16 protein-coding genes and 1 riboswitch are annotated in these 19,393 nt (G+C 32.5%); of the genes, 5 read left to right on the plus strand and 11 right to left on the minus strand.

What is annotated here, in order from left to right; all coding sequences use genetic code 11:
* The first annotated feature begins 196 nt into the window (after nucleotides 1-196).
* The 5 genes from COJ96_RS02440 to COJ96_RS02465 all read left to right on the plus strand — a co-directional run bounded on the left by COJ96_RS02440 (nucleotide 197) and on the right by COJ96_RS02465 (nucleotide 6,210).
* Complete coding sequence (locus COJ96_RS02440; protein ID WP_098571418.1) at nucleotides 197-2,155, plus strand: hypothetical protein; 1,959 nt, start codon at nucleotides 197-199, stop codon at nucleotides 2,153-2,155.
* A gap of 395 nt (nucleotides 2,156-2,550) precedes the next feature.
* Complete coding sequence (locus COJ96_RS02445; protein WP_098571642.1) at nucleotides 2,551-2,772, plus strand: helix-turn-helix domain-containing protein; 222 nt, start codon at nucleotides 2,551-2,553, stop codon at nucleotides 2,770-2,772.
* Between the two features lie 247 nt (nucleotides 2,773-3,019).
* Nucleotides 3,020-3,523, plus strand: coding sequence for a competence protein ComK (locus tag COJ96_RS02450; protein WP_098571419.1), 504 nt, complete (start codon nucleotides 3,020-3,022; stop codon nucleotides 3,521-3,523).
* Between the two features lie 541 nt (nucleotides 3,524-4,064).
* Nucleotides 4,065-4,988, plus strand: a complete 924-nt coding sequence (gene tagU, locus COJ96_RS02460; protein ID WP_098571421.1) for a polyisoprenyl-teichoic acid--peptidoglycan teichoic acid transferase TagU — start codon at nucleotides 4,065-4,067, stop codon at nucleotides 4,986-4,988.
* 244 nt (nucleotides 4,989-5,232) lie between these two features.
* Nucleotides 5,233-6,210: an LCP family protein gene (locus COJ96_RS02465; RefSeq protein ID WP_098571422.1), complete on the plus strand. Its 978-nt coding sequence runs from the start codon at nucleotides 5,233-5,235 to the stop codon at nucleotides 6,208-6,210.
* Between the two features lie 354 nt (nucleotides 6,211-6,564).
* Nucleotides 6,565-6,652, minus strand: a riboswitch (cyclic di-GMP riboswitch).
* A gap of 947 nt (nucleotides 6,653-7,599) precedes the next feature.
* On the opposite strand, the gene COJ96_RS02470 is transcribed toward COJ96_RS02465, so the two are convergent.
* The 11 genes from COJ96_RS02470 to COJ96_RS02520 all read right to left on the minus strand — a co-directional run bounded on the left by COJ96_RS02470 (nucleotide 7,600) and on the right by COJ96_RS02520 (nucleotide 19,369).
* Complete coding sequence (locus COJ96_RS02470) at nucleotides 7,600-9,012, minus strand: hypothetical protein (protein ID WP_098571423.1); 1,413 nt, start codon at nucleotides 9,010-9,012, stop codon at nucleotides 7,600-7,602.
* 457 nt (nucleotides 9,013-9,469) lie between these two features.
* Nucleotides 9,470-10,492 carry a dTDP-glucose 4,6-dehydratase gene (rfbB, locus tag COJ96_RS02475; RefSeq protein ID WP_098571424.1) on the minus strand — a complete coding sequence of 341 codons (1,023 nt, stop codon included), beginning with the start codon at nucleotides 10,490-10,492 and terminating at the stop codon, nucleotides 9,470-9,472.
* A complete protein-coding gene (gene rfbD, locus COJ96_RS02480) occupies nucleotides 10,492-11,346 on the minus strand; it encodes a dTDP-4-dehydrorhamnose reductase (RefSeq protein WP_098571425.1) in 855 nt (284 codons plus the stop codon). Before rfbD ends, rfbB begins: the two co-directional genes overlap by 1 nt.
* Before the next feature lie 3 nt (nucleotides 11,347-11,349).
* Entirely contained in the window at nucleotides 11,350-11,910 is a 561-nt protein-coding gene (rfbC, locus tag COJ96_RS02485) for a dTDP-4-dehydrorhamnose 3,5-epimerase (RefSeq protein WP_098571426.1), read from the minus strand.
* A gap of 16 nt (nucleotides 11,911-11,926) precedes the next feature.
* Entirely contained in the window at nucleotides 11,927-12,805 is an 879-nt protein-coding gene (gene rfbA, locus COJ96_RS02490; RefSeq protein ID WP_098571427.1) for a glucose-1-phosphate thymidylyltransferase RfbA, read from the minus strand.
* A gap of 48 nt (nucleotides 12,806-12,853) precedes the next feature.
* A complete protein-coding gene (locus COJ96_RS02495) occupies nucleotides 12,854-13,807 on the minus strand; it encodes a glycosyltransferase family 2 protein (protein ID WP_098571428.1) in 954 nt (317 codons plus the stop codon).
* A 33-nt stretch (nucleotides 13,808-13,840) separates the two neighbouring features.
* Complete coding sequence (locus COJ96_RS02500; RefSeq protein WP_098571429.1) at nucleotides 13,841-15,235, minus strand: lipopolysaccharide biosynthesis protein; 1,395 nt, start codon at nucleotides 15,233-15,235, stop codon at nucleotides 13,841-13,843.
* A gap of 3 nt (nucleotides 15,236-15,238) precedes the next feature.
* Entirely contained in the window at nucleotides 15,239-16,441 is a 1,203-nt protein-coding gene (locus tag COJ96_RS02505; protein ID WP_098571430.1) for a polysaccharide pyruvyl transferase family protein, read from the minus strand.
* Nucleotides 16,442-16,454: 13 nt separating this feature from the next.
* Entirely contained in the window at nucleotides 16,455-17,738 is a 1,284-nt protein-coding gene (locus tag COJ96_RS02510; protein WP_098571431.1) for an O-antigen polymerase, read from the minus strand.
* A 19-nt stretch (nucleotides 17,739-17,757) separates the two neighbouring features.
* Nucleotides 17,758-18,624, minus strand: a complete 867-nt coding sequence (locus COJ96_RS02515) for a glycosyltransferase (RefSeq protein WP_098571432.1) — start codon at nucleotides 18,622-18,624, stop codon at nucleotides 17,758-17,760.
* A gap of 64 nt (nucleotides 18,625-18,688) precedes the next feature.
* Nucleotides 18,689-19,369: a sugar transferase gene (locus COJ96_RS02520; protein ID WP_373561649.1), complete on the minus strand. Its 681-nt coding sequence runs from the start codon at nucleotides 19,367-19,369 to the stop codon at nucleotides 18,689-18,691.
* Nucleotides 19,370-19,393: the final 24 nt, after the last annotated feature.

Consider the following 19,393-nt stretch of genomic DNA (forward strand, 5'->3'; position numbering starts at 1 on the left):
TATATTACCTTTGAAGTACAGGTACTGTTCTCTTGGTCGTCTTATGGACTTAAAGGATGTTAGTCCCAACTACTTAAAGGGACGGTCCCCAAATCAATAGATACCACTAAAAAATCCAAGCCTCTCCAAGTTTACAATTTTTAGATTATGGTATAATATACCTGAATTTCATTATAGTAGGGGGAAAAGAGTAGAAATGAAGAGGAAGATAGTATCAGTATTATTCTTATTATTTGCCGTGTTAATGGGAAACACGAGTGCTTTTGCGAATGTAGGGGATGATACCTACCAAACCGCGCAATCAATTAATGTTAATACCGTTTATAGCGGCATGTTAAAGGGATATGACGATTATGAAGATTACTATAAATTCACCTTAACAATGCCAGGACAAGTAAAATTTAATATTAATAATATTAGTGATAGTTCATGGGACTTTCAGATTACTGATCAGTATGGAAATGTTTATACTGATGGTACAACGGATAACAGCAATACTGCGCTAGGCGTGACAGAAAGACGGGTCGGACTTCCTGTAGGAACTTATTATTTAAAGATTGATGATGACTATAATTCATACAATAAAACTTACCATTTTGCTGTTAACTTTACCTCCATGCAAAATATCGAAACGGAGTTTAATAATGTCCTAGCCTCAGCAAATCCGATCAATACAAACCAAGACATTATTGGGGAAATGCAATCATCAGGTGACTATGATTATTTCAAATTTACACTACCTGAAGATGGAGCCATTACACTTAAAATGGATCAAAAATCTGATGTTCAATGGGATGTAACAATCCTTAACCAGTACGGTGAAGTTTATAAGGAAATGACCACAGACTCCTCTTCGTATGTTATGCTCCCAATGGAAACAACCGTAGGACTGCCAAAAGGGACATACTATGTAGTTATTGATGATGATTATAATGCTAGTCAAAAACCTTATAAGTTTCGGGTGAATTATACAAAGTCGAAAGTGTTCGAGAAAGAGTTTAATAATAACTCCCAATCAGCCAATCCCGTTACCATCGGCACAACATACACCGGACACCTCCAATCTTATGGCGATGTCGACTTTTATACCTTTAAGGTAGCGGGTTCATCCACAGTAGATTTCTTCTTGAGCAGAATGCCAAATGTATCTTGGGATGTTACCATTTATGATCAGTATGGAAATGAAAAAGGGACATTCACAACAAAGAATGACCAATTTGCAAAGGGATGGGAAACGGCACGATTTAATTTAGCAGCCGGCCAATACTATGTTTCTATTGATAATGACTACAATTCTATCGATAAAAAATACAATCTGCTTATTAAAGGGCTTTCCCCAACGGTAAGAAGTTCATCTGTAAAAGTAGCTAATTACGTGGGTAAATCTGATATCATTACAACTAGTTCAATCCAGAAGGGTGATATCGTAAAGGTCTACTCTGCATCAGGAAAGTATCTGGCTTCTTCTAAGCCTGCAGCATCTACTTACACTAGTGTCGCCGTAAGTCAGCTTTCAACAAAGTCAGGTTATATTTATGTTACCCTTACTAGAAGCGGTATGTCTGAAAGTGCAAAAGTAAAGGTAGCTTATAATGCGGAGCCAATCACTCCTAAACCATCTGCATCGAAAATTAAAATAACGAATTTTATAGGGAATTACGATAAGATTTACGTAAGCAGCCTGAAAAAAGGGGATGTTGTAAAAGTATACACATCCAAAGGAAATCTACTAGCAACATCTAGTTCAGTGACGTCTACTTCCGCAACTATTAGTACGAAACAACTTGGGACAAAATCCGGAAGTGTCTATATTACCGTAAAGAGAATCGGAATGCATGAAAGTGCAAAAGTAAAAGTAGCTTATTATGCAGAGCCAGTCACTCCTAAACCATCAACCTCAAAAATTAAAATAACGAATTATAAAGGGAAATACGATAAGATTTACGTAAGCAGCCTGAAAAAAGGTGATATTGTAAAAGTTTACACATCCAAAGGAAAACTACTAGCAACATCTAAATCAGTGACGTCTACTTCCGCAACCATTAGTACGAAACAACTTGGGACAAAATCCGGAAGTGTCTATATTACTGTAAAACGAATCGGAATGCATGAAAGTGCTAAAGTGAAGAAGACATTTTCTGCTGAAAAGAGATAATGGTTTAATATGAAAACACCCCCACGCTCGTAGATGATTATACTTCTACGACGCGGGGGTGTTTTTGCATTTTTAGCAAAGAAGCGTAATTCTAGAAAAGAATAACACTCGGGTTCGATGTTATTAATTATTATTGTCACTCTGCTTTAGAGTTTCAGCTTATTATAGCAAGGAACCTTTTCTAGCAACTTTTTAGTCCCTTACACCTAATTTTTTTCGACTAGATTCCCTAATCCACCTACAAATTACCCGTAATTTCCCCTAAATATGACAAATTTAGTAAAGTTATCAACACTATCCACAAAATAGTTAAAATGAACCGCTTTTGTGTTCGCCTTGTTTATTTATATATGTTAGCTTTTGTTTAGGTATTAATAAGGGGGTGAATGAGACAAATGGGGAAAAAGGTTGTTGTGAAACTTCATAGTTTACTAAGTAAGATGGGTATTTCAATGCGAGAATTATCCCGTAGATCAGGTGTGAGATTAGCGGCACTTATTGAGTTGGCCAATCACCAGAGACAAAATATTAACTTTAAACATATAGAGCAAATCGCTGAAGCACTTGGAATAGACGATATTCGTGAAATCGTGGAAATAACAAATATTGATGAATAAACATTTTCTCCACTAAAAAAGTCATGATGGCTTGAATATACGATTTTCCAATAGATAAATGAATCCATTATAAACCACAGACTTAATTATTTTTAAAAAAAAAACAACAGATCATCCAACTTCTAAATGTCCCGCATCAGATAACATCTAGTTTAATGTAAAAAAGTGAAGAATATTCACAGGCTGCCTATAGTTGTAAATCCATTTTTGAAGGTGCCCTGTCAAACCAATTTAGGGAGTTGAAATCTTGTTTATTCAAAAAGAGTATATTATCAATCCGCATTTTATGTATATGGCTGGTCAGTATGATCGAAACGCTAAGCTTTGCACAATTGTTACGGAACTGAATAGAACCCTTATCGTAGACAAATCACCTCTAGAAATTCTAAATGATAGTATTAGATGCATTGGCTTTGATTTACGGGGCGCTATGGAAACAGCCAAATTTCTTCTTGGTACTAAATATATGTGTCCGATCATGGTTAATCCCATACATAGAATTTGTGTTTTTCCTGATAAGTCATCAAAACATGACGATACGAAATGGTTTAATCCCATTCATATCACAAGAACACTCAGCTCAAATCAACAAGCACTGGTAGAGTTTGCGAATGGATTAACGATAACAGTTCCTATGAAACTTTATTCTTTTAACCATAAACTGCAAACGGCCGACCAATTCAGGAAAATGATGCTTGGTATAGAACAGGATCCCTTTTCCTTTAAGAAAGATCCTCGAAAAGGGGCATAATGTTCACCTATAGCCATTAAGATTGAGATACTATTAAGACTTAAATTGGAGACTGATATTAATGACGATGACTATAAAATTGAAGATATGTGATGATTGTGATTATTTATGCAGTAATTCAGCAACAAAATGCCAAATGTGCGGAAGTACAAATTTAGTAAATGGAACTTTTACACCAATAAAAGAGCCTCAAAAAAGCGATAGGAACAAGTTTAATAATATAATTAAGGAGTTTAATATTAAATATGAGGAATTAAACCGGTAAATTCAGTGAAAATCCCCTCCACATCGGCTGAAGGGGATTTTACTCTAAGAGTTATTTGGTAAGAGCTGTGGAGCTGAACCACACTCTTCACTAATTACTAATCAGGGCATACCTTTTGAATCAGAGTGTTGTTACCCCTGACTCTCCTGAGCAGCGGATACCAATCACACTACTTCCACTATTTTATTCCAATATCCTCTGATATCTATTATCCTATGATTATGGTACTATTAATATAATTTGTAAAAAGTTGTATATTGATTGGAGGATTGGTCGATGAAAACGAAGAAAAAGAGTAGAAAGTGGTTAAAGATAACCGGTGGTATTCTATTAATCCTGTTAGTTGCTGGTGGAGCCTATGCTTTTACTGTCTATAATTCTTTAAAAGGTGCAGTTGAAACCATGCATCAGCCCATTGAACGGAAACAATCAGAAAAACGGGAGAAACCAGTAGCTTTTAAGGAAAAGGATCCTTTTTCCGTGCTGATGTTAGGTGTCGATGAACGGAAAGGTGACCGTGGCAGATCTGACACGATCATCGTCCTCACAGTGAACCCAAACAATAATTCAGTAAAAATGCTCAGCATCCCACGTGATACACGTACTGAAATAGTAGGTAAAGGGAAAGAGGATAAGATAAACCATGCCTATGCCTTTGGTGGAGTGCCGATGGCAATGGATACCGTTGAGAACTTCCTTGATATCCCGATCGATTATTACATGCAAGTGAACATGGAAGGTTTTCAGGATATTGTTGATGCTGTGGGTGGAGTTACTGTAAGGAATGATTTAGACTTTACATCAGATGGTTTCCATTTTGCCAAAAAGGAATTAACTTTAAATGGAGAAAAGGCTTTGGCTTACACTAGAATGCGGTATGAAGATCCTAGAGGTGACTTTGGCCGTCAAACACGACAACGCCAAATCATTCAAGCGGTCATTAAAGAAGGCGCAAGTATATCAAGTATTACTAATTTCTCAGATATCTTCACCGCTATCGGTAAAAATGTAAAAACAAATCTTACTTTTGATCAATTGATAGATATACAAAAGAATTATCAAACAGTTGGTACAAACATCCAGCAAATGGAGATCAAAGAAACGGGCACGAAAATTAATAAAATCTATTATGGATTGGTTTCGGCCGAAGAAAAACAAAAGATCCAAAGCGAATTAAAAGCACAACTAGAGTTAAACTAAAAATTTAAAGACAATAAGAGGAAACAGATATACCTTCAAAATAGGAGCATTTGTTTCCTTTTTTTGATTATCGGGAGTGTTATTGGTGCAGGATTCAGATATGGCTTAGCAGTAGTTTTTTCTACAAAATTCGTGTTTCTTCCAATAATTTATATTGAATCCAATATCCAAAAACAGTAAAATAATTTCATGACTATTAACCTAGTTAATTTTAGAGGAATCACTCTACAACATCGGAGGAAATATGAAAAAAAAGGGTAAAAGTAAATGGAAAATTGTAGGTTTTAGCTTTTTGGGTATCATTATACTCGTTATCGCTGGCCTAGGGTACGGATATTATCAATTACAGCCAGACAATCATTTTACATCAGTTCCAGTTGTAAGTTCTGGGAACAATGAGCAGCAAGTAAATAAGAATGTTGATATAAAAGAACCTGTATTTAACTTATTATTAATTGGTTCAGATGAAAGAAAAGGTCAAAAAATAGGGCATTCGGATTCAATGATGCTTGTTCATGTGGATTTAACCAAGCATGAATATGATGCAATAAGCATTCCACGTGATACCCGTGTCCATTTAGATGGCTATGGATATACTAAAATTACGAGTGTCCAATATATTATGCAGGCAACAAAAGGGGCTAAAAAAGGGGTAGAAGCTGCTGTGAAAGCAGTTGGGGAATTAACAGGTGTTCCGATCAATTACTACGTTGAAACCAATTATGGCGGTTTTCAAGCAATGGTGGACGCAGTTGGTGGGATTGATATGAATGTCCCATTTGATGTTAAATTGACCCATCCTTGGTACAGTGAAAATATAAATAAAGTAATAAGTACTGGTACACATTCTTTTGATGGAAAAATGGTAGCAGAAGTTGTCCACGAACGCTATTCTCTAAAAAACGGAGAATATGGTCGTCAAAAACTCCAAGAGGAAGCCTTAAAAGGAATTGCTAAAAAGGCTCTTAGTCCAAGTAATATCAACAATTTGCCTTCACTCGTAAAATCTATTCCTGACTTTGTGATAGCCAGCAATATGTCTACATCCGATATGTTAAGTCTTGGACTTTCAGCAAAAGACTTTGAACCAAATACACAATTGGAATATCATCAGATTCCTGGTGTTGGGAAAAGAATGTATGATGACATTTTAAAGGCTAATAACTATCAACTGGTTATTGATCAGGATAAGATCAAGGATTTAATTTCCACTCATTTTTAAATGATTATTTAAATATTTACTATTAAGGAGAACTGATTTCAGTTCTCCTTTTATTTATCCTTTTAATATGTTAAAACTCTGTATTTTTGTAGCTGTTTTTGAACATGATTATCACTTTAACTGACTGACAATTGTTAATACATCTAAATTAAAGATTCGTTTAACCTAAATTCAGATTATATGGTAAACGCTTTCATTTTATTGTTGTTCAAGCAGTTGATCTCCTTTTTTAGCAGCAACCATAAGACTCATAGTCGTAAGCATCGAGAAAGATCCAACAACTAATCCTGCAATAAAAAGAAACATAGTGTAACCTCCCAGAGTATATTCATAATCCGTAGTAAGGTGATCATTTTCGGCAACTGGCTAGCATAGTTATGAAAAAACCTTAGCCCCTTTAGTTTTGCGCCTCCATTTTTCAATGGATTTGCCCTTTCGTACGAAATATGTGCTTATAATGATAGTATACCAATTATTTATAGTAATAAATAGACTATTAACCTATATTTATATGTTAATAATTTGTAATTATTCATCGAACGATTTAATGATAACAGTTCATCCATACATGATTAAATAGTGATAAGCAACCCGTTTCAGAAGTGGAGTGGTACATATGGCGGAAAAAGAAAATGGGAGAAATTTCGGTGTAGGTTGCCTTTGGGGTTCCTTTTTCCCATTCCTTTATGGGTAATCGTCTATTTTATATTATATAAAATCTTTCATTAATGGAGTAGCAAATTTATTCATATTGAGAAAAACTATATTGAATAATAGGTTTTCAGCCTCTCTAGTTGTATTAGTCTACCAAATATAATTGTCGGAATATTTAGTGTATAACCTGCATATTTCTACTTTTTTCTCCATCCTTATTGGGGTATCATATAAAAAAATAATTGAAAACGTTTACACGAACTAAGTAACAGAACCGTGCAGCACCAGATTTATCTACAACTAACAATAGGAGTGGATTTCATGGACAAGCAAGGAAATCTTTTATTAGGAGTATTGTGGGGGACGTCTTTAAGTGTTCCTTTGTGGTTTGCGTTTTTCGGTTGGATTAAATTAGTTATTCAAATGATTCATTAGTATAGTAAATATCAATATAATAAAATGATGAACAGAACAGTTTACGTCAGATGAATTTGAACACTAGATTAATAATAAAACCTCTCGACTTATGAAAGATTTTTATTATCTATCATAAGTCGGGAGGTTTTAGATTCCATCTTAGGTATGCGAGAAGATGACCTAACATTCCCCATCTAATTCAAACACTAATAGTCTTCTGATTATTTCCCGTTTCCTATCGGCAGATGACAGAACACAAATTCGTTCTATTTTATGTTGTAGTTTCAATTTATCCTAGAATAATACTCTGTAGTTGTATTAATTTAGTACTACCCAATCAGAGGTACTTGAAGTACCAAATGCTTTATATACTTTCTTATTAGTTGCATCTAAATACTCTTGCCCGATAAATTGAGGGGCAACATTAGGTGTTCCTGACTTCACAATTGTATTATTAAAATTCTGTTGATACCATGAGTTGCCATCACTAATGAGTACCGCACTTGAGTTTGGTGAAAGATTAAAACTAGGATTCCCCTTGCCAGATACAATTGAACCATCGTCATTATTGATTCTTATTATCGATGTAGCAGTACCAACATTCATCAAAAAGATAAGTTCTCCTGACTTACCTTTAGGGCTAGGGATTCTAAATAACTCTTCAACTGTCTTATTGAGAATAAAGACCCTTTGGGATTCAGATGAGAATTTAACATTTCCATTTACAAAGATTGCTGCTTTCAAACGTAGTTTGGATTGTGTACCATTTGCATGTACTAAAAAACCCTTGTGTACATCCCCTTTTACCTCAGAACGCAAGAAGTTTTGGTCTTCGTTTGTTGCTTCTGACATAAAGGATATTCCACTGTCCATGGCGTAATACCCATAAACAAATCCACTTGGTGCACTTTTTGCTTTTCTTACTTTAATTCCAAAATTTGATTGGGCTTTAAAGTTTACAACATCAATCCCACTAAGGTCTGCACCCGCTTCATTGAATAAACCAATCTCTTCGGCTATCCCAGCCTCAGTACTTTCTCCTTTCCTTAGATAGACATTGTTGTTAATTCCCCATATTTTAGTAATTCGGTTAACATCAAAGCCAGCGCCATTCGGTGGAATAACCGCAATCTTACTACCTCCTTCTTTCACTTCATACCAACCATCTTTTATAAAGATGGTTTGGGTAGATACATCAATATGATCGACAATTGAAGTATAACGGTTTGGTGTATGGTATGTATCTATCAACATTCCGGGTAAAATTTTATTGAAGTTAGCTACAGTTATCCCTATTACGTGGACCGATAAAGGACTGTATTGAATAATTCCTGAATTTACAACAACCGTTGGATTCGTACCTTTGTTTGACGTATAAAATGCTACTGAATCTCTTCCTTCATACTTTGTTGCCTCATTTGTTTGATGGAAGCCGATAACTTCGGGTCTAGGATTTTCTTGGTTTCCAATAGCCGACAATACAGCGGCAGATTCATACGTACCATAGGTCTTTTTTGCAAAAACATTAGTATCTTTGTTGGCCTTTTTCGCGAACTGCTTATCAAGTTCCTTAAGTCTTTGTGTAACTTCATTTTCATTATTTATAAACGAATTATTTTTTTTTGGTTGTATTGCCATAAGTCCACCTTCCTTTTTGAATGTATAGCCAAAAAAGAAAGCTAGAAACCAAAAAACTAAACCTAACAAAAAATTTCTTTTGTTATTATTCATTTAATCACTCCTGATTATTATGTATTTAATTAACATAAAAATGTGAACCTTATGGTTATACTTTCTTAAAAGTAAAACATGCTATTTTGATGACATGTTCATATAAAGTCGATAGACTTCCAATAGTAAGATTGGAGTTATTTTCCATTATTTTATGGAACCACTTTCAATTGTAATTAATATTACATAACACTAGATCCGCGTTCTTAGGTTGATAAAAATAGCTATTCAACTTATGTAAATTGACTTGTTTGTGTATTTTTCCCTTTTATTCTTAGTTACTTTTTCATAGACTTTACTTAATAAACATAGATCTTTTTAACCTTATTAGAATGGTAGGCTTTAATTGGACATTCTCTCAATTTATATCAGGCTAAAAATGATTCTTTATCAAGATTTCCAAAACCAAAAACCCCCACATTCATAATCGTGAACGTGGGGCAGGGTTTTACTCTTACTAATTTATTGAATACTGCTTATTGAAATAGTTCTTATATTCCCCACTAATAATTTGCTCCCACCACCATTTATTCTCTAAATACCATTTAATGGTTTGTGCAATTCCTGTTTCGAAGGTGTAAGTTGGTTCCCAACCTAAATTCTCCAATTTAGTAGGATCTATAGCGTAGCGCTTATCATGGCCTAAACGATCAGTTACAAATTCAATTAACTCTTCAGATTTGTCTAAGGTGCTAATGATGGTTTTAACTACTTCTAAATTAGTCCGTTCATTATGACCACCAACATTATATACTTCTCCAGTAACACCTTCATGCATTACTAGATCGATTGCTGCACAATGATCGAGTACATGCAACCAATCACGGATATTTTTGCCGTCACCATATACCGGTACTTTTTCATTATTTAGAACCCGGGAAATGGTTAATGGAATTAACTTCTCTGGAAAATGAAACGGTCCATAATTATTAGAGCATCGGGTAATATTAATCGGTAGTCCAAATGTTTCGTGATAAGCACGTACTAAGAAGTCAGATGATGCTTTACTTGCACTATATGGGCTATTAGGCTGTAATGGTGTTTCTTCAGTAAAGAATGTCGTTGGGTCAAAATCTAATTCACCATATACTTCATCCGTGGATACATGAACGAATTTTGAAACCCCAATCTGTTTTGCAGCATCAAGTAACACTTGTGTACCCAAAACATTAGTCATTACAAAAATTTCCGGATTAGTAATAGAGCGGTCAACATGACTTTCAGCTGCGAAATGCGCTACATAATCAAACTTTTCATTTTCAAAAAGTGTCATTATGGCTTTTCTGTCTGCAATGTCCGCCTTAACAAATTGATAGTTTTCTTTCTTTTCAATAGCACGGTGCTTGGCTAAATCACCCGCATACGTTAATAAATCTAAATTATAAATATCATACTGTGGATACTTATTCACCATATATTGAACAAAGTTCCCACCAATAAATCCTGCACCGCCAGTTACAAGTATCTTTTTCTTTGCCATTATTTCACCTCATGTTTTAATGCATTTAAATAACGTTCTAATGAATCCTGCCAAGACGGTAATGGAGTAAATCCATTGTCAATTAATTTTTGCTTGGACAACCGGGAGTTTTTAGGTCGAACTGCTCTCGTAGGATATTCTTCCGTTGTAATTGAATTCACATTCACAGTTTTGTCAGCTAGCTGGAAAATTTTTTGTGCAAATTCAGCCCAGCTGCAATATCCTTCGTTTGTGGCATGATATATTCCATATCTATCTGTTTGAACCATATCTAGTAAAAGACGAGATAAGTCAAACGTATTGGTAGGGGAACCAATTTGATCACCAACCACATTTAACTCATCGCGAGTTTCAGCTAAGCGCAACATTGTTTTGATAAAATTGTTTCCATTTTTTCCAAAAACCCAAGAGATCCGGACAATGAAGTGTTCTGATAATAATGACTGCACTATTTTTTCCGCTTCATACTTAGTCTGCCCATAGTACCCCACTGGGTTTGGCTTATCTGTTTCAATAAAAGGCGCTTCACCTAATCCATCAAACACATAATCCGTACTAATATACATAAATTTAGCTTTTATTTCTTTCGATGCATTTGATAAGTACTTGGTACCATCAACATTCACACTCCAGCAGTTTTCCTTATCATCCTCTGCATTATCAACCGCAGTATAGGCTGCACAATGTATAATGGCATCAGGGTTAATTTTTTCAACGTACTGATAAACTGAACGTTCATCAGTAATATTCAAATCTTTCGAACCAACACCAACCATATCAAAGCCACGGTTCAACCCTTCACGGACAACATCAAACCCGAGTTGTCCTGTATAACCCGTTACAATTATTTTCATTGATTACTCTCCAAAGATAAAGTTATTATCAGTACTTGCAAGGAATGGTGCTTTTGCATCCTTATCTGACAATACAGGGGTAATTTCCATCGGCCATTCAATTCCAATTTCCGGGTCATTCCAGATGATTCCTCGATCACAATCAGGCGCATACAACTCATCCACTTTATATTGGACCTCTACATCATCTGTAATAGTCATAAAACCATGAGCAAATCCTTTTGGTACTAATAACTGCTTTTTATTCTCTGCACTCAGTTCCAATCCAAACCACTTTCCAAAGGCCGGGCTTCCTTTGCGAATATCAACCGCTACATCAAAGATAGCGCCTCTAGTACATCGCACTAACTTTGTTTGTGCTTTAGGTGCTAATTGATAGTGCAATCCTCTTAATGTTCCTTTAGCAGCAGAAAACGACTGATTGTCTTGAACAAATTTTATATTAATTCCTGCTTCTATAAACATTGATTCACTATATGTTTCCATAAACCAACCGCGATGATCGCCAAATACTTTTGGTTCAATAATTTTTACCCCTGGTAGGGAAGTTTCAATTACATTCACTACAAACCACTCCTATTTAATACTTTATACTGCCACTTGCTACTTTCAATAGATATTGCCCATAACCTGTTTTTGAGAATTTTTCTCCAGATTCAAACAACTCTTCTTTTCCAATCCATCCATTAATATAGGCAATCTCTTCTGGCGCAGCAATTTTAATCCCTTGATGCTCCTCGACTGTTTTAACAAAATTAGTTGCCTCTACTAAAGTTTGATGTGTACCTGTATCCAACCATGTAAAGCCACGACCTAGTAATTCTACTTCAAGCTGTCCCATACGTAAATAAGCTTCATTTACCGATGTAATCTCCAGTTCTCCACGTTCAGATGGTTTTACATTTTTCGCAATCTCGACAATTCGATTGTCAAAAAAGTATAAACCAGTAATGGCATAATTTGATTTTGGAAATTCCGGCTTCTCCTCAACGCTTAAAACCTTTCCATTTTCATCAAATTCAACCACACCGAACCTCTCTGGATCATGTACATGGTACCCAAAGACCGTTGCCCCAATCTCTTTTTGCGCAGCTCTTTGTAGGATTTTTCTCATCCCACTACCATAATAAATATTGTCTCCCAAAATCATAGCGACTGAATCATCGCCTATAAATTCTTCCCCAATTAAAAAAGCCTGTGCTAATCCATCCGGACTCGGTTGAATTTTATATTCAAGATTTATTCCAAACTGAGAACCATCCCCTAACAATGCTTCAAATCGAGGAGTATCTTCCGGGGTTGAAATAATTAGTATGTCTTGAATACCCGCTAGCATTAAGGTTGATAGTGGGTAATAAATCATTGGTTTGTCGTATATTGGTAACAACTGTTTACTTGTTACCATTGTTAATGGGTACAAACGTGTGCCACTACCACCTGCTAAAATAATTCCTTTCATATCTAAACCCTCTTTTCGTAAATTTTGTTCGCATTAATTTTTTTAACTTTAAGATTTCATGGTTAACATTAAATATTGAAAAACAAAGTTTTTAACCCAGTAATTTTTTTTAAATCTATATTTATTCATAATCCTAAGTTTTTCCACAAAATTAAAAGTACTAAAATTAATATATGAAGTTAGTATATTTCTTTGTTTACCTCCAAGTACTGTCTCATATAAATTATAAAAACAGTTTGCTTGCTTAAATGTATGAGAAATAGATACAAACTTATTTTCCTTTTTAACAAACATTTTAAAGCCTTTGATCGACCCTACTAAATCTATCTTTTTAGCACCAACAACATTAGCACCATGCTGTCTATACAAAATTAAGGAATCACTTACAAAACCAATTTGACCAAAGGCTGCTGCAATAAGGCCGAACCACCAATCGTGCATTATAATTTCATTTACATTACTATTTCTAATGTAATTCTTGAATGCACTGTTTATCATCATAGTACAGCCTGTAATATTGTTTTGAACTAACAATTGATTTAACTTTTTCGATGAACTATTAAGTTTTTGATAGTGAAACATAGAGGGAGCTATAGTTTGTAAAGAATCATTTACTATCTCTAAATCAGAATGTACTAAAAGTGGAATATCACTTGAAAACTTTGATTCTAATTCTTTCATCTTTAAGATGGTTTTTTTAATTTTATTAGTTTTCCATACATCATCCTGATCACAAAACATAAAGTAAGAACCCTCTGAAACAGAAAAAAGTTTAATAAAACTCTCACAGGCACCTAAATTTTCGCCATCATTTACCAGACTAAAATAATTTGGATATTTAACTATATAACTCTCTATTATTTTTAATGTGTTATCAGAAGATCCATCATCTCTTATTATACATTTCCAATTTTTATAACTTTGGTTTAAAAGTGAATCTAATTGTTCTGGTAAATACCTCTCACCATTATACGTAGATAACAAGATAATTACTTCTTCCATTTATCCACCACTCCTATTAAAAATTCAGATGCTTTATCTCCTCTTTACTTTACTAACTACATTAACTAATATCATCTTATTTGAAACTAAAAATGTAATTAATGCGATTATTATACTTAAGTAAGTTGCAAATATGTGTTTTGAATTAAATAAACATAAAACAATAACAAACATCGATAAGAGAATAAACAAGCTCTTAAAATCAATGGATATATTAAAATATTTTTTAGTTTGTTTAATTCTTAATAACCACATTATTAAAAAAGCTAACATGGTTGAAATTGAAGCACCTTGTAACCCAATGATTGGTAATAATAATAAATTTAATACACCATTTATTACTGCTGCATAAACAGATGTCGTAAAGGCACCTCTTGTATCTTTAGCACTCTGGTATCCAGTACCATAAAAAGATGAAAATGCTGAAAAAATTGTCCCTAAATATAATAAAGGTACAAATTGCAAGGCGTGGTGGTACTTATTGTCTATTAATAGCATAAATGCAATCTCAGAAAATGATAGTAAAACAATTGAAAAAGATATTAGAAATTTCAAGTAGCCATTAAACATCTTGCTATAGTATCTATCTCTATCTTTATTATTGAAATTCATTATTGCGCTTTCTTGCCATGCTAAATAGAATATAGTGTTCGCCAAAAACATTATAGTAGGTAATTTATTAGCAATTGCATATAGTCCATTTGCTTCCGTTCCTAAATAAAAACCAATAAAATATCTATCGGATAAATTCATTACCCACCAGCTAATAACATTTGGAATTAACGGAATAGAATATTTTATTAATTCTATTTTTAGTTTTTTATTATAGAAATTAATATTAATGTATTGAATAATATTAATTTTATATTGCATGTAAATGATACTAATTACCATGGCTAAAATCGTTGAGATAAACAACCCATTTAACCCTAAGTGAAATATTTTTAAAAATAATAAGCTGAACACAAGTATTGCTATGCTATTTATTATTCCTACAAATGCATAAGTCTGGCTATTCTTCAAGCCCCTAACAATTTGGAGAAATATTTCATAAATTGACATAATACATACTTGAAAAATTACTATCCATTCATACTTAAAATCAATGAATAAGAAAATTAATAAATATCCCAAAGTAAATAGTAATATGTTCCTTATAACTACAAACATTGCTGTACTTATAACAATTTGTATCTTTACATGATCATTTTCTTCTAAGATATGTCTATATATACCATCATTTAACTGGAATATAATAATGGGCATTAAAAATAGGACCGTTGTTGTAATTATGTCCCAAATTCCAAAATCTGAAACAGTCAAGTAAGTTGTATAAAGTGGTAGTAATACAAATCCCACCATTTTAGATGAAATATTACCTAATGCATATATTATAGTATTTTTAAGAAGTGTACTTTCCCTATTCATAGATTACCTTTTGATTGAAAACATTTTCTGAAAATTCTCGTTTGATAATCTAATTAAATCGTCTCGTTTTTTTAATAATTTTTTTCTATCAATTCTTAAAATCTTTTGAGCAGATTTGTTTATCTCATCTATATTTATACATCCATCAATTTCTTCTATATCCCAACATTTTAGAAAATAATCCAGTTTTTCTATATCTTTATTCAAACCTATGTGTGGAACACCAAACGAAATTGCCGTAATATTCCCATGAAGACTAGTTCCAATAAATAGATTTGATTTTGCAATCAAATACATTACATCATATATATTTAAATTCTCTGGTAAATAAGCATCTAAATTAAGCTTTGATTTAATTATCCTTAATGCATCTAAATCATTATGATTATTTGCTTTACCAATAGGTAATAGGACTAATTTTAATTTTGTTTCTTTAATTAATTGTTCAATTTCACTAACTACACGCTCTTCGTTACCTTTTAATGAATACATGTTCAACTGTAAACATATGAATCCAGAACTTTCACTAATATAATTTTTTACTTCTTGAGTGGTATTTTCTAATAAAAATTCATCACTAAACAATTCCGACATTATGATAGCAGAATCGGGATACACCAAAGGTTTAATCCCAATATTATTTAGATTTTCCTTAGATTTTAGATCTCTCACAGAAATGTAATCACTTTTTTCAAGTAAACCTTTCATGACTTCTAAATCATTGTGAGGTAATTTATAAATACTAGATGCTCCTACCGCATTGTAAAATACGTAATTTTTTATATTACTATCATCATTTTTTATGATCCATGGAAATTTACTAGATAAATCATAATAATTAATTAAAAACTTATCATAAATACTAGTGCCAAAAACTCGTATTGTCTGATTCATTAATTTATTTATAATTTTATTCTCAATTAAATCAGAAAAAGCGTGGAAAATTCTCACAGGTAATACATCTCCACCTGCAATAATAATAATATTATTTCCATCCTTTACATCGTTCTTTAAATGTTTTATATTTTTCGTCTTTACACCCTTTATATTTGTTAAATCAGTATCCTTTAGGGCATAAAATTCAATAGGAGAATCTTTCAACTCATCCTTTAAGTTATCTTTAATATATTTTTCGATAACAATTGGAAATAAGATATCTCCGTAATTGTATCTGTCAAATGCACCAACTATACATATTTTACTCATTATTTTCACCTCATTATTTTTTAATACTTATTCTAGTTCTATTTTTCGTTACAAGAAATTTTATAAGTATTGTTACAACAAAAAATAAAATCATCGTTGTATTATAATACCAGTTAACAAAGAATGAAAATAATAAACAATATAACATCATAGAGTAAATAACTATATTTAAATTATTTGATTCTCTTTTTTCATATAACAAACTAATTATCACTCCTATTAAAAATGGAGCTATAAGTGTTCCAAGTACACCAAAATCTAAATATAAAGAATACAGATAGGTTGGCGCAGTAAACGTTGGTGTAACTAGGTACTCCTCGCCACTCGAAATATTAATTTCAATTCTTGTAAATAGCTCTAGTCCTTTTAATAGCCTTTTACCATTATCAAACTGGACATTGTAATTAACTAAATTATTAACATTATCAAATCCCATAGTGAAATACATATATGGTTGAGCTATTAAAGAAAATTGAGCATCCTTAAAATTAGAAGCTTCAAACATAAACTCACTATCTTGTTGTCTTAAAACACTAGCTGCTGAAAATAAAATTATTGCACAAATACTTATCACAAATATTGTTTTTAATTTAAATGGTTTTATACAATAGTGATACACAATCAACATTGTTACTACTTCAAATATAATAAGTTGTCTTGATACAATCAGTATAGGTATAATTATAGATATAATATTAAAATACCAAATATTCCTTTTTCCCTTATTAGATTTATAAAGAATAGTTAAAGGGGGAACTATTGCTACTAATACCACAATGAAATGAAAGAATTTGTAGCTAAACATTTTATAAGCACTAGGATCTTCACTAAATAATGGAATGAATTTCAATGCATTAATTTCAATCAATAAACTTAATATGCACAATGCAACCAATGTGACAATAACCCAAAATAGGCGCTCCGTGTTTATTCCTTGGTCATTCTTTTTCTTACTTTTTAATAAAAATATTTTTATATACATATATCCTAATAAAAATGACATGAATGAGCCTAGTATCACAACCCAAGCTTTAATTGACCAATAGTGCTGAAAGTAGCTTAATTTTAGTTGAGATATCCCTACTAATAAGAGCCAACTAATAAAGAATAAACCTACTGGGTTTAAAAAGTCTTTTCGTGAAAAAAAATAATAGGAACTTATAGATATAAATATTAAGTTAATTGATATCAGATGATAAAAACTAATGCTACTTCCGCCAAATAAATTTATTGTGTATGTCAGAACATTAACTATAATAGCAATTATTAAAAATACAGCATTATTACTTTTCTTCATATCAATTTCCTTATAATTTTTAGTTAAATCTTCTTAAAAAACTTTTTTTGCCTTTATTATATGCAAAAAGTCTACTTGGCACATCTAGAAGCAAAAATATCATTAATTCTTTAACATTAAAATCCCTTAATAATTTCCAGCTAACATCTCTTACTAATTTTAATCCTTCACCATTAGAGCTATACTTTTCTAATCTGCTGCTAATAGTTGTTTCAAAAGCACCAATAGATTCATACCTTTTTATATTTTCCTTCAAACTAAAGTCATGACTGTGATATACTATGCTGTTAGCGTTATATAGAATCGAATTTCCACTATCTATAACATTTAATGCATAATATACATCTTCATTTGTAATGACTTCAAAATTATAACCACCAAGTCCGAAAAAATCTTCTCTTTTCGTTGCAGAAGCCGCATCTGAATAAAATATATTCTTTCTTCCCCACTTTTCAATGGTGTAACTATTGCATAACCGGTTGTAAGGCGGATAATTATATTCTCTAATATAGGACTCTGTTTTGGAGGCCCCAGGATAGGCAATTTGTCTAGAATATGTTGCAACAATATTAGAATTTTCTATCAATGGCTTTATTAATTCATTTAACCACATATTATTAAAGGGAAGAATATCTTGAGTAATAAACACAAGGTATTCTCCATTAGACTTTTGTGCTGCTTCGTGTCTCGTAAGACCATGGTTAAACTCTTCAACACTATAGGCTAAATCGCATAATTCTTTTGCTAATATAAAACTTCTATCATTTGATTTACTTACTGCGGCAATAATTTCTATTTCTTGACCTACGATTTGACTTCTTATAGCCTCGACTAATTTAAATAAATATTCTTCCCCATTATAAATAGGTATGATAACTGAAATCATGTCAAATTCTCCTTATTGTACTACAAAGATCTTCCTCTAACCCTAGCATTTAGTTACTTACAAATTAATATGCACCCTTCCTTAAAAGAACATTTACAATTGTCATGATTAAAATCTTGATATCAAAGAAAAGTGACTTATTATATACATAAAATAATTCTAAATCTACTCGTTCTGGATACCCAACATCACTTCTACCACTTATCTGCCAAAAACCTGTCGCACCAGGTTTTACTGATAAGAATTCTCCTGTTTTTTCTCCGTACTCCCGTAATTCCTCTTGAACAACAGGTCTTGGACCAACTAAGCTCATCTCTCCTTTTAGGATATTAATGAACTGAGGAATTTCATCTAAGCTGGTTTTTCTAAGAAATCCACCTATCTTAGTAATACGAGGATCTTCATGTGGTTCTAATTTATAGTTATTATTTAAATATTTTTTATACAGCTCTCTATTAGCTTTTAACTTATTTTCAGCATCTATAACCATTGAACGAAACTTATAGATGTAGAATACTCGACCATTATGTCCAACTCTTTTTTGCTTAAAAATTGCAGGTCCTGTTGGGTCTTCTAACTTAATAAGTACTATGATTAACAAAAAAGTAGGAAAGAGTATAACAAGTGCACATAATGCACCAATAATATCTATCAAACGTTTAGTAAATAAATAAATGAACTCGCTTTTGGTATCTTTACTTTTTAATACTGCATATTTTTGATTCGTTTTACTATTTTTTTCTATTCTTACGGATTCCAATTGTCTCCC

Origin of the sequence: Bacillus sp. AFS073361, from assembly GCF_002567005.1 — a bacterium.
In the GTDB taxonomy this organism is placed as follows: domain Bacteria; phylum Bacillota; class Bacilli; order Bacillales; family Cytobacillaceae; genus Neobacillus.

What these genes read in the sequence shown, in the direction of transcription:
- COJ96_RS02440 (WP_098571418.1), top strand. Translation starts at nt 197, where the DNA reads ATGAAGAGGAAGATAGTATCAGTATTATTCTTATTATTTGCCGTGTTA.
- COJ96_RS02445 (WP_098571642.1), top strand. Translation starts at nt 2,551, where the DNA reads ATGGGGAAAAAGGTTGTTGTGAAACTTCATAGTTTACTAAGTAAGATG.
- tagU (WP_098571421.1), top strand. Translation starts at nt 4,065, where the DNA reads ATGAAAACGAAGAAAAAGAGTAGAAAGTGGTTAAAGATAACCGGTGGT.
- COJ96_RS02465 (WP_098571422.1), top strand. Translation starts at nt 5,233, where the DNA reads ATGAAAAAAAAGGGTAAAAGTAAATGGAAAATTGTAGGTTTTAGCTTT.
- COJ96_RS02470 (WP_098571423.1), bottom strand. Translation starts at nt 9,012, where the DNA reads ATGAATAATAACAAAAGAAATTTTTTGTTAGGTTTAGTTTTTTGGTTT.
- rfbB (WP_098571424.1), bottom strand. Translation starts at nt 10,492, where the DNA reads ATGGCAAAGAAAAAGATACTTGTAACTGGCGGTGCAGGATTTATTGGT.
- rfbD (WP_098571425.1), bottom strand. Translation starts at nt 11,346, where the DNA reads ATGAAAATAATTGTAACGGGTTATACAGGACAACTCGGGTTTGATGTT.
- rfbA (WP_098571427.1), bottom strand. Translation starts at nt 12,805, where the DNA reads ATGAAAGGAATTATTTTAGCAGGTGGTAGTGGCACACGTTTGTACCCA.
- COJ96_RS02495 (WP_098571428.1), bottom strand. Translation starts at nt 13,807, where the DNA reads ATGGAAGAAGTAATTATCTTGTTATCTACGTATAATGGTGAGAGGTAT.
- COJ96_RS02500 (WP_098571429.1), bottom strand. Translation starts at nt 15,235, where the DNA reads ATGAATAGGGAAAGTACACTTCTTAAAAATACTATAATATATGCATTA.
- COJ96_RS02505 (WP_098571430.1), bottom strand. Translation starts at nt 16,441, where the DNA reads ATGAGTAAAATATGTATAGTTGGTGCATTTGACAGATACAATTACGGA.
- COJ96_RS02510 (WP_098571431.1), bottom strand. Translation starts at nt 17,738, where the DNA reads ATGAAGAAAAGTAATAATGCTGTATTTTTAATAATTGCTATTATAGTT.
- COJ96_RS02515 (WP_098571432.1), bottom strand. Translation starts at nt 18,624, where the DNA reads ATGATTTCAGTTATCATACCTATTTATAATGGGGAAGAATATTTATTT.